The sequence below is a fragment of the Alteromonas oceanisediminis genome, from assembly GCF_018474025.1.
Taxonomy (GTDB): Bacteria; Pseudomonadota; Gammaproteobacteria; order Enterobacterales; family Alteromonadaceae; genus Alteromonas_E; species Alteromonas_E oceanisediminis.
Window position 1 is genome coordinate 387759 of the sequence record NZ_JAHCTA010000005.1, and the last position, 13544, is coordinate 401302.

9 protein-coding genes are annotated in these 13544 nt (G+C 47.1%); 8 read left to right on the forward strand and 1 reads right to left on the reverse strand.

Annotated features, from left to right (window positions below):
* Positions 1-30 precede the first annotated feature (30 nt).
* Complete coding sequence (locus tag KIU71_RS11305; RefSeq protein WP_214131375.1) at positions 31-858, forward strand: hypothetical protein; 828 nt, start codon at positions 31-33, stop codon at positions 856-858.
* A gap of 49 nt (positions 859-907) precedes the next feature.
* Here the strand turns inward: KIU71_RS11305 and dkgB are convergent, their stop codons facing one another.
* Complete coding sequence (gene dkgB, locus KIU71_RS11310) at positions 908-1714, reverse strand: 2,5-didehydrogluconate reductase DkgB (RefSeq protein ID WP_214131376.1); 807 nt, start codon at positions 1712-1714, stop codon at positions 908-910.
* Positions 1715-1991: 277 nt separating this feature from the next.
* On the opposite strand from dkgB, the gene KIU71_RS11315 reads away from it, so the two are divergent.
* The 7 genes from KIU71_RS11315 to rpoC all read left to right on the forward strand — a co-directional run bounded on the left by KIU71_RS11315 (position 1992) and on the right by rpoC (position 13392).
* On the forward strand, positions 1992-2237 hold the full coding sequence (locus tag KIU71_RS11315) for a hypothetical protein (protein ID WP_214131377.1): 246 nt from the start codon (positions 1992-1994) through the stop codon (positions 2235-2237).
* 232 nt (positions 2238-2469) lie between these two features.
* Positions 2470-2898 (forward strand): 50S ribosomal protein L11, encoded by a 429-nt coding sequence (gene rplK / locus KIU71_RS11320; protein ID WP_214131378.1) that lies wholly within the window; start codon positions 2470-2472, stop codon positions 2896-2898.
* Between the two features lie 4 nt (positions 2899-2902).
* The gene (gene rplA, locus KIU71_RS11325) at positions 2903-3595 is read left to right on the forward strand and encodes a 50S ribosomal protein L1 (RefSeq protein WP_214131379.1); all 693 of its coding nucleotides are present in this window, start codon (positions 2903-2905) and stop codon (positions 3593-3595) included.
* A 276-nt stretch (positions 3596-3871) separates the two neighbouring features.
* Positions 3872-4390: a 50S ribosomal protein L10 gene (gene rplJ / locus KIU71_RS11330; RefSeq protein ID WP_214131380.1), complete on the forward strand. Its 519-nt coding sequence runs from the start codon at positions 3872-3874 to the stop codon at positions 4388-4390.
* Positions 4391-4444: 54 nt separating this feature from the next.
* Positions 4445-4819 (forward strand): 50S ribosomal protein L7/L12, encoded by a 375-nt coding sequence (gene rplL / locus KIU71_RS11335; protein WP_214131381.1) that lies wholly within the window; start codon positions 4445-4447, stop codon positions 4817-4819.
* A 284-nt stretch (positions 4820-5103) separates the two neighbouring features.
* Positions 5104-9129, forward strand: a complete 4026-nt coding sequence (rpoB, locus tag KIU71_RS11340; RefSeq protein WP_214131382.1) for a DNA-directed RNA polymerase subunit beta — start codon at positions 5104-5106, stop codon at positions 9127-9129.
* A gap of 81 nt (positions 9130-9210) precedes the next feature.
* Positions 9211-13392: a DNA-directed RNA polymerase subunit beta' gene (gene rpoC / locus KIU71_RS11345; RefSeq protein ID WP_214131383.1), complete on the forward strand. Its 4182-nt coding sequence runs from the start codon at positions 9211-9213 to the stop codon at positions 13390-13392.
* Positions 13393-13544: the final 152 nt, after the last annotated feature.

The window sequence follows — 13544 nt, forward strand, 5'->3', positions numbered from 1 at the left end:
TTTCAGTAAACGCCTCACTATTGATCCCAGATGATAAAAGATAAAAAGGTAAAATACATGCGTAAATCCTTAGCAGTAATAGCGTTTACGGGCATTGGACTATCACTTTGTTCGCTTCAAGCAGATGCACAGTTTTTTGATAGATTGAAAGAGAAAGCGTCGAAGGCAGTCACAGCCGTTGAAGAAGCAGAAAGTCATGTTCAGAGCGCCGAAGAAAAAGTGTCCGATTCAGGCCTCGCAACAAAAGGTGAACCCAGCTTGGAGGGTGGTCCAGCAGATTCACTTATTGCGTTTACCCAGTGTGCCGGTTTACCGATCGAAAACGTTGTGGTGGGTACTCCTGGGAACTATGAGTTCCAACAAGGCTTTAGCGTAGAAGAAAGAAGTGGTTTTGTTGACCGCATTCCCAGTTCAGTGAGCAATGATTGTATTTTACCTTCAATCGTTTCCGGCCAAGCAATCTACATGGAAGTAGATGAACAGAAGTTTGAAGCGTTAGGCAGTGCTAATGATTGGGAAATGCAATGCGTCCGTTCAGATAATCCTCGAGCGGGTGCCCTAGGGCAGGACGAGCCTAAAACAGAATATCCTTCGAGAGTTAATTACCTATCGCCAAAGGATTATCATTTACATTGTGGTCACAATGTAGCCCATGCTGAGGAATGCAGCGAAGGCAGTAACAGTGATCGCAGTTCAGCATGGGATAAAAACTTAGATGAGCGTGGGAAGAAAATGCTGAGCGTTTTTGGCAATAGCAGTACCCTAGCTCCTAAAATTGGAGAAAAACTTTATTGTCAGTACTATAATAAGCGCTCTCGCAAATCACTGTTTGCCTTTGAATATTTGCGCAGACGTTAAGCCAGATAAATTGCATTAAGCCGGAGCAGTAATCTGCCCCGGCTATCACTTACCAATCAGGAGCGAAATCAGGGTCGATTAGGCGTTTGCCTGTATCGATCTTCTCTATTTTGCTCATTTGCTCAGGTGTTAAGCGAATTTTTATTGCATCCAAATTCGCTTGAATATGTTCTTCATTAGTCGACGAAGGAATAGGAACAACGCCGAGCTGATGCTGCCACGCAATGGCTATCGATGCGGGTGTGGTTTGGTGCTCTTTTGCAATCGCCTTTAACACATCGTTTTCCATAACCTTGCCATTCGCCACAGGCATGTAGCCCACAACGGCGATCCCTTTGCGCTGACAATAGTTAACCGTGTCGCGATTTTGAAAGAGCGGATGCACTTCTATTTGATTGACCGAAATCGTGTCTTCACCGATGACCGAAAATGCTTGCTCAAGAAGTTCGGGCGTAAAATTTGAAACGCCGATACCGCGAGTCAATCCTTTATGCATGCAACTAACCAATTCGGGCAGATACTCGCTCATTGGTACCTTGCCGTCTGGGCTAGGCCAGTGGATAAGTAGCAAATCGACGTAATCCGTTTTTAATTTGGTGAGGCTTTCCTCAACGCTGGGGATAAAGGCAGACTTCTCAAAATTATCAAACCACACCTTGGTGGTAATGAAAATATCTCCGCGCTTGCGCGTGTGTTCACTGATGGCTTCGCCAACATCCTGTTCATTTTCATATATTTGCGCGGTATCAACGTGGTTGAAGCCTGCGTTGAGTGCATGGGTCAGCGCATGCTTTACCGTGTCGCCTTTTAAACGAAAGGTGCCGAATCCGGGTGAGGGTAGCGAAATATCATACATAGGCTGGTTTCTCCTTTACGCCGTAACGTGTGCAATTAACAGTGGCGTTGTACTAGAAAGAACCATGCCAATCAGGGGCAGTATCTGAATATGCCTCGTGGAGCGGGTTTATGGGGAGTTGCAGGTGGCTCACCGAAAAAGAACCGGGGTTGGCTCGCAATATTTCCTCAGCGGTAGGGAATATCTACACAATTTGAAACAACTGGAAGCTGACTTTTCGATCAAATAGCGGTAATTTGGTCATTATTCGTTGAGAGCGCATTGCGAGGAAGATCTTATGGACAGCGGCATGATTTTCGTCTTTATCATTTTGTTCGGTTTTGTATTACCAATCGTCTTTATTGGCGTGTGGACCAGCCATAAAAAGGATATGGCTAAACTGAATACCAAGTTGGGTGAATCAGAAAAGCATGACTTGCAAAACCAGGTTAATGCCATGAAAAAGCGACTTGAGGTGCTCGAAGCCATCGTGACTGATAAAAAATATCAGTTAAACGACGCGTTTGCTGATTTAGATAAGTAGAAACGTTGTCGTTAACTGGATGAGGCCAACAGGCTGTTGGCGCTCGAATCTCAGCGTTAATGGATGAGACGTTCAACTGCTAACCCGTTCTCCAAATTAAATCCATTCTCCCCTTGCACATCTTTTAATCATCTCCTATAATTCGCGACCCTAAATTCTATCGGGGAGCCGTTTGAGCAGGTAATCTCAATACTTGCGAGGCGCTTTACCCAAACTGAGAGAGTGATAAGCAATGGCTAAAAAAGTTACTGGCTACATCAAGTTACAGGTGGGAGCAGGTTCTGCTAACCCAAGTCCTCCTGTTGGTCCTGCACTGGGCCAAAAAGGCGTTAACATCATGGAATTCTGTAAAGCGTTTAACGCGAAAACAGAGAGCATCGAAAAAGGCGCTCCGGTTCCTGTTGTGATTACCGTCTATGAAGACCGTTCATTTACCTTTGAAACGCGCACCCCGCCTGCTTCTTTCTTATTGAAGAAAGCCGCGGGTATTAAAAGCGGTTCAGGTCGTCCAAATACTGAGAAAGTGGGCACTGTTACTCGCGCTCAATTGGAAGAAATTGCGAAAACGAAAGAGCCAGACCTTACGGCGGCCGATCTTGACGCAGCGGTTAACACCATCGCGGGCTCTGCTCGTAGCATGGGCTTGAAGGTAGAGGGTTAATCGAATGGCTAAGTTAACGAAACGCGCTCGTCTAATCGCTGAAAAAGTAGACTCAACTAAAGAATATGCGATTGCAGATGCGGTTGCTTTATTGAAAGAACTCGCCACGGCTAAGTTCCCTGAAAGTATCGATGTTGCTGTCAACCTAGGCATCGACGCTAAGAAATCTGACCAAAACGTTCGTGGTGCAACTGTGTTACCAAACGGTACTGGTAAAGATGTTCGCGTAGCGGTATTTACCCAAGGCGCGAATGCAGAAGCGGCAAAAGCTGCCGGTGCTGATATCGTGGGTATGGACGATCTTGCGGAGCAAGTCAAGAAAGGCGAAATGAACTTCGACGTAGTTGTTGCCAGCCCAGACGCAATGCGTGTTGTTGGTCAGTTAGGTCAAATTCTTGGTCCTCGCGGCCTTATGCCAAACCCGAAAACGGGTACGGTTACACCTGACGTTGCAACGGCAGTAAAAAATGCTAAAGCGGGTCAGGTTCGCTACCGCAACGACAAGAACGGTATCATTCATGCCAGCATTGGTAAGATTGCGTTTGATGTTGAGCAAATTCAACAGAACCTTGAAGCATTATTGGAAGCCTTGCGTAAAGCGAAGCCTTCATCTGCAAAGGGTACATACATTCAGAAAGTTAGCTTAAGCACGACAATGGGTGCCGGTATTGTTGTTGATCAGTCAACACTAAGCTAAGTTTTTTTCTCTTAAAGAATATGGGTTGGAGCCGCAGCTAACATTGTGGCTCCCGTCCAAGACCGCAGGTGCGACGCGGTGGAAGAGGTAAGAGAACTTCCGCGTAACGCTCGCTTAATTAGCTGCCTGCGCAGACGGTGGTTTCGACTCAGACTCTCTGGGGTAACGAACACCGTAGAGCGGTACATCGATGACGTTTATCTTTGTATCAATCTGTGAACCCTGACACACAGCATTATTAGTTAGCTGGATGTCAGATTAAAAGAGGTGAACTCAGTGGCACTAGGCTTAGCAGCAAAAAAAGAGATCGTAGCGGAGATTAACGACGTTGCATCTCGAGCTCTATCCGTTGCCGTCGCTGAATACCGTGGGATGGAAGTTGCAGAACTGACTGACCTGCGTGTTAAAGCGCGTGAGCAAGGCGTTTACTTACGAGTTGTTCGTAATACGCTAGCAAAACGTGGTTTGGCAGACAGTAAGTTCTCAGATATTGAAAGCGCCCTAACCGGCCCGCTTATCTATGGCTTTTCGATAGACGCACCTGGCGGTGCGGCACGTCTTTTCAAAGACTATTCGAAGACTAATAGCAAGCTTCAAGTCACTGCACTTTCGCTTGGCAGTGGTCTATTGGGTCCAGATAAATTGGACGCTGTGGCTTCACTTCCGACTCGCGACGAAGCACTTGCAAAACTACTTGCAACCTTCAAAGCACCGGTTGGCAAATTCGTTCGCACGATCAACGAAGTTCCAACCAAGTTTGTGCGCGTATTGGCGGCGATCAAAGACGAGAAGTAATTCCCGTTTTTGGCATTTTGATTTTTTTAACATTAAACCCAGGAGTTTAGAGACATGGCTCTAACCAAAGAAGATATTTTAAACGCGATTGCTGAAATGCCAGTTATGGAACTGGTTGAGTTGATCGAAGCAGCTGAAGAAAAATTCGGCGTTGATGCATCTGCTGCTGTTGCAGTAGCTGCTGGTCCTGCTGCCGCTGCTGAAGCTGCGGAAGAAAAGACTGAATTTGACGTTGTTATGACTTCATTCGGCGCGAACAAAGTTGCTGTTATCAAAGCGGTTCGTGGCGCAACGGGTCTTGGCTTGAAAGAAGCTAAAGAAGTCGTTGAGTCTGCTCCAAAAGCAATCAAAGAAGGCGTTTCTAAAGAAGATGCTGAAGCACTGAAGAAAGAGCTTGAAGAAGCTGGTGCAGAAGTTGAAATCAAGTAATTTGGGGTAACCCAATTACTCGCCGATAAGGCTTAGGCTGGTGATTTATTGATCACCAGCCTTTTTGCGCTGTAGAGTTCGACGTTTTTTCACCCTGAAAATCTCTACAAAAAGGCGCATGGGGTTCCAATAAAATAGCTCAAAAAACCAACGCGTTATCTAACATTAGAGCAACAAATTGGTGTATGCTATGGGATTACCCAGAATTAGGGTACTAGAAGTTTGCTACAACAGTGCGCACTGATGTGGCAGGTCGGGTCAAAAATCAGCAGGCTGAGGGACCAATGGTTTACTCTTATAGCGAAAAGAAACGTATCCGTAAGGATTTTGGCAAACGCCCACAGGTATTGGAAATTCCATACCTCCTTTCAATCCAACTAGATTCATTTAAAAAGTTTATTGATATCGACCCTGATGGTCAATATGGCTTGGAAGCAGCATTTCGGTCTGTTTTCCCAATAAAAAGTTATTCAGGTAACTCAGAGCTTCAATATGTGAGTTATCGCCTCGGTGAGCCGGTGTTTGACGTGAAAGAATGTCAGATCCGTGGCGTCACCTATTCTGCACCGCTAAGAGTTAAACTTCGGTTAGTGTTGTTTGATAAAGAAGCTGCGCCTGGCACAGTGAAAGATATCAAAGAGCAAGAAGTTTATATGGGCGAAATCCCATTGATGACGGAAAACGGTACCTTTGTCATTAACGGTACAGAACGCGTTATCGTTTCTCAGCTGCACCGTTCACCGGGTGTATTCTTTGATCACGACAAAGGTAAAACGCACAGCTCCGGTAAAGTATTGTATAACGCGCGCGTTATCCCTTACCGTGGTTCGTGGTTAGACTTCGAGTTCGATCCGAAAGACAACTTGTTTGTGCGTATTGACCGCCGCCGTAAATTACCTGCGTCTATTATTCTTCGTGCGCTGGACATGAGCACTGAGCAGATCCTTGAAGAGTTCTTTGAATCTATTCAAGTCCGCTTCGTGGAAGACCGTGCCATGATGGAAGTGGTAGCTGATCGCTTACGCGGTGAGACTGCTCAATTCGATATTATGGATGCGGAAGGAAATGTGTTGGTCGAAACGGGCCGTCGTATTTCCGCTCGTCACACGCGTGCACTCGAAAAAGCGAAAATTACTGAGCTTGAAGTACCTATGGAGTACTTGGTCGGTAAAGTCTATGCGAAGAGCTACGTTGACGAATCAAGCGGCGAAATTATTGTTGCTGCGAATGATGAAGTCACTCTAGAGAATATGACTGAGCTGAAAGCAGCCGGCATTACTGAAGTACAAACATTGTACATCAACGAACTTGATCACGGTTCGTATATCTCTGACACACTCCGCATCGACTCGGCTGAGTCTCGCTTAGACGCGCTGGTAGAAATTTACCGTATGATGCGCCCTGGTGAGCCGCCAACTAAAGACGCTGCTGAAACATTATTTGAGAACCTGTTCTTCTCAGAAGATCGTTATGACCTTTCCTCGGTTGGCCGTATGAAGTTCAACCGTCGTCTAGGTCGCGAAGAATTAACAGGGTCAGGCACGCTTCAAAACGAAGATATCATTGCGGTGATGAAGCAGTTGATCACCATTCGTGATGGTAAAGACGATGTTGATGATATTGACCACTTGGGTAACCGTCGTATTCGCTCAGTGGGCGAAATGGCTGAAAACCAGTTCCGCGTCGGTTTGGTGCGTGTTGAGAGAGCCGTAAAAGAGCGGTTAAGCTTGGGCGACCTTGATGCGATCATGCCGCAAGATTTGATCAACGCTAAGCCAATTTCTGCTGCCGTCAAAGAGTTCTTCGGCTCCAGCCAGTTGTCTCAGTTTATGGATCAGAACAACCCGCTGTCAGAAGTTACGCATAAGCGTCGTATTTCTGCTTTAGGTCCAGGCGGTCTAACGCGCGAACGCGCAGGCTTTGAAGTGCGAGACGTTCACCCGACTCACTACGGCCGTGTATGTCCAATCGAAACGCCTGAAGGTCCAAACATCGGTTTGATCAACAGCTTATCAAGCTTTGCGCGTACCAATGATTTCGGTTTCCTAGAAACGCCTTACCGCCGCATTGTTGACGGTAAGTTGACCGACGATATTGATTATTTGTCTGCGATTGAAGAAGGTCAGTTCGCGATTGCACAAGCAAACGTAGAACTTAAAGACGGCGAACTTGCTGAAGACCTGATTCCTTGTCGTTACCGCGGTGAAACGACATTGATGTCAAAAGATGACATTAAATATATGGACGTTTCACCACAGCAGATCGTGTCCATTGCGGCCAGCATCATTCCATTCTTGGAACACGATGATGCTAACCGGGCATTGATGGGCTCGAACATGCAACGTCAAGCCGTTCCTACCCTGCGCGCTGACAAGCCGTTAGTTGGAACGGGTATGGAAAAAACCGTTGCCGTTGACTCAGGTGTGACTGTGGTTGCTAAACGTGGCGGCTCTGTCGACTACGTCGATGCAAGCCGTATTGTCATCAAAGTGAATGAAGACGAAATGGTACCTGGTGAAGCCGGTATCGATATTTATAACCTGACGAAGTACACGCGTTCTAACCAGAACACCTGTATCAATCAGAAGCCAACGTGTAACGTAGGCGACCCCATCGTTGCTGGTGACGTGTTAGCTGATGGCCCTTCGACTGATCTTGGTGATTTGGCGCTTGGCCAAAACATGCGTATCGCGTTCATGCCGTGGAATGGTTATAACTTCGAAGATTCAATCTTGATTTCTGAGCGCGTTGCTCAGGAAGATCGCTTTACCACGATCCACATTCAAGAGCTAAGCTGTATCGCTCGTGACACTAAGCTTGGGCCAGAAGAAATCAGCTCAGACATCCCGAACGTGGGTGAGTCTGCGTTAAGCAAGTTGGATGAGTCTGGCGTTGTGTATATCGGTGCTGAAGTGAAAGGCGGCGATATTCTGGTTGGTAAAGTGACGCCGAAAGGCGAGACGCAGCTAACACCAGAAGAGAAGCTACTAAGAGCCATCTTTGGTGAGAAAGCGTCTGACGTGAAAGATACCTCGTTGCGCGTACCAAACAGCGTTCACGGTACGGTTATCGATGTGCAAGTATTCACCCGTGACGGTGTTGAGAAAGACAAGCGCGCGCTTGAAATCGAAGACATGCAATTACGTCAGGTGAAGAAAGATTTGTCGGATGAATTTAACATCTTGGCAGATGGCATTTTTGCTCGTGCACAGAACCTGCTGCTTAAAAACGGTATCGATCAAGCCAAGCTTGACAGTGTTCCGCGTGAGAAGTGGTTCGACTTACCATTGAAAGACGAAGATGCTCAGAACGAGCTTGACCAAACGGCTGAGCAGTACACCACAACCAAAGAGGATTTCGATAAGAAGTTTGAAGGTAAACGTCGCAAGATCACCCAAGGTGATGACTTGGCGCCGGGTGTACTTAAGATTGTTAAGGTTTATCTTGCGGTTAAGCGCCACATCCAGCCCGGTGACAAAATGGCTGGTCGTCACGGTAACAAAGGTGTTATCTCAACCATTCAACCGGTTGAAGACATGCCTTACGACAGTGATGGCACACCCGTTGATATCGTACTGAACCCGCTAGGGGTTCCGTCGCGGATGAACATCGGTCAGATCCTTGAAACTCACTTAGGCATGGCTGCTCATGGTCTTGGGGTAAAAATTGACCGCATGCTCAAAGAGCAAGAAGAAAAAGCCAAGCTTCGTGCCTTCATTAAAGAAGTGTATGAGTTGGGTGAGTCTCATCAAGAAGTGGATATCGACAGCTTTACTGACGATGAAATTGACCGTCTTGCACAGAACTTGCGCAAAGGGGTTCCGGTTGCAACGCCAGTATTTGACGGCGCGCGTGAAGATGAAATCAAAGCGATGTTAAAGCTTGCTGATATTCCTGAAAGTGGCCAAATCACCTTGTTTGACGGTCGTACCGGTCGCTCGTTTGAGCGCCCAGTTACCGTAGGTTACATGTACATGCTGAAACTGAATCACTTGGTTGATGACAAGATGCATGCGCGTTCTACCGGTTCTTACAGCTTGGTGACACAGCAGCCGTTGGGTGGTAAAGCACAGTTCGGTGGCCAGCGCTTCGGTGAGATGGAAGTATGGGCACTTGAAGCTTACGGTGCGGCTTACACCTTGCAGGAAATGCTGACAGTTAAGTCGGATGACGTAAACGGTCGTACGAAGATGTATAAAAACATCGTTGATGGTGATCACAGAATGGAACCAGGCATGCCTGAGTCGTTCAACGTATTGTTGAAAGAAATTCGTTCGCTCGGTATCAATATCGAGTTGGAAGAGCACTAATCAGGTCGTTTACCTGAGCATGATGAGTGAGGCCCGGTATTACATCGGGCCTGTTGAGACTGACTCCGCTGGGAGAAAAATGTGAAAGATTTACTTAAGTTTCTGAAGCAACAAAACAAGACAGAAGAGTTCGATAACATTCGAATCGGTCTTGCCTCGCCTGATATGATCCGTAGCTGGTCGTTCGGTGAAGTGAAAAAACCAGAAACCATTAACTACCGTACGTTCAAGCCTGAGCGTGATGGTCTTTTCTGCGCCCGTATCTTTGGCCCAGTAAAAGACTACGAATGTTTGTGCGGCAAGTACAAGCGCCTCAAGCATCGCGGTGTCATATGTGAAAAATGTGGCGTGGAAGTGACGTTGACCAAAGTCCGTCGCGAACGCATGGGTCACATTGAACTGGCAAGCCCAGTGGCACATATCTGGTTCCTTAAATCGTTACCGTCGCGTATTGGCTTGATGCTAGACATGACGTTGCGTGACATTGAGCGCGTATTGTATTTCGAATCTTATGTGGTGACTGAGCCAGGTATGACAACGCTTGAGCGCGGTCAGCTGTTAGGCGAAGAAGAATACCTTGATTCATTGGAAGAGCACGGTGACGAGTTCGACGCGAAGATGGGCGCCGAAGCTGTTTTCGAACTGCTTAAGCACCTTGATGTCGACGCAGACGTAGCCGCTATGCGTGAAGAGTTGCCAAGCATCAACTCTGAAACTAAGCGCAAGAAAATTACCAAGCGTTTGAAGCTGCTTGAATCATTCCAGCAGTCTGGCAACAAGCCAGAGTGGATGATCATGACAGTACTGCCAGTGCTTCCGCCTGATTTACGTCCGTTGGTACCACTTGACGGTGGTCGTTTCGCAACGTCAGATCTGAATGATTTATATCGTCGCGTTATCAACCGTAACAACCGCTTGAAGCGTCTGTTGGACCTTGCTGCGCCTGATATCATCGTGCGCAACGAAAAGCGCATGCTACAAGAAGCGGTCGATGCGTTACTCGATAACGGTCGTCGCGGTCGCGCCATCACCGGTTCTAACAAACGTCCTTTGAAATCTTTGGCTGACATGATCAAAGGTAAGCAGGGTCGTTTCCGTCAGAACCTACTGGGTAAGCGTGTCGACTATTCAGGTCGTTCGGTTATTACTGTTGGTCCTACGTTACGTTTACACCAATGTGGTCTTCCGAAGAAGATGGCATTGGAACTGTTCAAGCCGTTTATCTACGGCAAGCTTGAAGGTCGTGGCCTAGCAACGACAATCAAAGCGGCTAAGAAGTTAGTTGAGCGCGAAGCGCCGGAAGTGTGGGACGTTTTAGATGACGTGATCCGTGAGCATCCGGTATTGCTAAACCGTGCACCAACCCTTCACCGTTTGGGTATTCAAGCGTTTGAACCCACCTTGATTGAAGGTAAAGCAATCCAACTTCACCCGTTGGTTTGTGCGGCTTACAACGCCGACTTTGACGGTGACCAAATGGCGGTACACGTACCGTTGACCATCGAAGCACAGCTAGAAGCGCGTGCCTTGATGATGTCTACCAACAACATTCTATCGCCAGCGAATGGTGAGCCTATCATCGTACCTTCACAGGACGTTGTATTAGGTCTTTACTATTTAACGCGTGACAAAGTGAATGGTTTGGGTGAGGGGATGGTATTTACCTCGCCAAACGAAGCGGAAAAAGCTTACCGTACTGGCAATGCTGAGCTACACGCTCGCGTTAAAGTCCGCATCACTGAGTTTGATGTTGCTGAAGATGGCACCAAAACGAAGAAAGTCACGCTAACGGATACAACTGTTGGCCGAGCTATTTTCTCAGCCATTCTGCCAAAAGGTTTGCCGTTCGAAATCATTAACCAGGCGATGGGCAAAAAGCAAATTTCACGCTTATTGAATGCTTGCTATCGTACATTAGGTTTGAAAGACACGGTTATTGCCGCTGACCAAATCATGTATACCGGTTTCCATTACGCGATGATTGCGGGTGCATCGGTTGGTATTGATGACATGGTTATTCCTGATGCCAAAAAAGAAATCATCGACGCTGCGGAAGCTGAAGTGATTGAAATTCAGGAACAGTTCCAGTCTGGTTTGGTTACTGCTGGTGAGCGTTACAACAAGGTTATCGATATTTGGTCAAACGCCAATGAAAAAGTCGCTAAAGCGATGATGGATAACTTGAAGTCAGAGACGGTCAAAAACAGAGACGGCGAAGACGAAGAGCAGCAATCATTTAACTCCGTTTATATGATGGCCGACTCAGGCGCTCGTGGTAGTGCGGCGCAGATACGTCAGCTAGCCGGTATGCGTGGTCTGATGGCGAAACCCGATGGTTCAATCATTGAAACGCCAATTACCGCTAACTTCCGTGAAGGTCTTAACGTACTTCAGTACTTTATTTCTACTCACGGTGCGCGTAAAGGTCTTGCCGATACGGCATTGAAAACAGCGAACTCGGGTTACTTAACACGTCGTTTGGTTGATGTTGCGCAAGATTTGGTCATTACCAATGACGATTGCGGCACGTTCGAAGGTGTTAAAATGACACCACTAATCGAAGGTGGTGACGTAGTTGAACCATTGCGTGAGCGTGTACTTGGTCGTGTCGTGGCAGAAGATGTGCTTAAGCCAGGCACCGATGAAGTGTTGGTAGAGCGTAACGTGCTACTTGATGAACAATTGGTAGACATGCTCGAGGCCAACAGCGTTGACCAAATTATGGTTCGTTCTGTGATTACCTGTGACAACGACTTTGGTGTTTGTGCGAACTGTTACGGTCGTGATTTGGCGCGTGGGCACATGGTTGGCCATGGTGAAGCGGTGGGTGTTATTGCAGCACAATCTATCGGTGAGCCAGGTACACAGCTAACGATGCGTACCTTCCACATTGGTGGTGCGGCATCGCGTGCATCAGCAGAGAACAGCGTTCAGGTGAAGACCTCGGGTAGCTTGAAGTTACATAACGCTAAATATGTGCGTAATACAGATGACAAAGTCGTTATCGTTTCTCGTTCAACGGAAATTACGATAATTGATGATCAAGGTCGTGAGAAAGAACGCTACAAAGTGCCTTACGGTGCGATTTTGAGCACGGATGACGGTGCAGACGTCAATGCTGGCGATATCGTCGCTAACTGGGATCCGCATAGTCACCCCATCGTGCTTGAGCGTGCAGCGAAAATTTCATTCGCTGACATCGATGACTCAAATACAGAGATGCAACAAGACGAGCTAACCGGTTTGACTCGTATCGTGGTGAAAGACTTAGCGAAGGTGAATGCAAAAGAGCCTAAACTGATTCTTGAAAGCGAAGAAACAGGTTTACAAGAGATTCGCTTACCGAGCTTTACGACCATTGAAGCGTCTGAAGGCAAAGTGGTTAATGCCGGTGATGTACTTGCCCGTATTCCACAGGAATCATCGAAAACACGTGACATCACAGGTGGTCTTCCACGCGTAGCTGACTTGTTTGAAGCACGTAAGCCGAAAGAGCCAGCCATTCTTGCTGAAGTTACCGGTACTATTGGTTTCGGTAAAGAGACCAAAGGTAAGAAGCGTTTGGTGATTACGCGTCCTGATGGCGAACCGTATGAAGAGATGATCCCGAAATGGCGTCAACTCAACGTGTTTGAAGGTGAGTCAGTTGAGAAAGGTGAAGTTATCGCCGATGGCCCAGAGTCACCGCACGATATCTTACGCTTACGCGGTATCAGCAATGTAGCGAATTACATCGTTAACGAAGTGCAGGAAGTTTATCGCCTTCAGGGTGTTAAAATTAACGACAAGCACATTGAAGTTGTTATCCGACAAATGCTACGTAAGTGCATGATCACTGCATCGGGCGACAGCCAGTTCCTTGAAGGGGAGCAGGTTGAAGTTTCTCAAGTGAAAATTGCTAACCGTGAATTAGAGCGCCAAGGCAAGTTGCCTGCGCTGTATGAAACACAGTTGCTGGGTATTACTAAAGCGTCACTGTCTACTGAATCGTTTATTTCTGCGGCTTCGTTCCAGGAAACAACGCGCGTATTGACAGAAGCGGCGGTACAAGGCAAAGAAGACGACTTACGTGGTCTGAAAGAGAACGTTATTGTTGGTCGCTTGATCCCGGCAGGTACCGGTTTCGCTTACCATCAAAAACGCACAGCAAATAAGCTGGCAGAGATGCAGGAAGATCCTTCTGTCTCCGCGGCTGAAGCTGAAGCGGCATTAACCGAAGCGTTAAATGCTGAAACAGCCGATCAATCAGGTACTGACGAGTAACTATCAGTGCACCTGTGCAGGCCAACGATTTACCCCGTTGGCTTGACAGTTCAATAATTGATCTTTAATATTCCGCGTCCCAAAAAATAGGGGCGCGGTTTTTGTATAGCCGTGAGCACTTTTAGGGTGCTCAAGGTTTTTTGTTTTTTAAT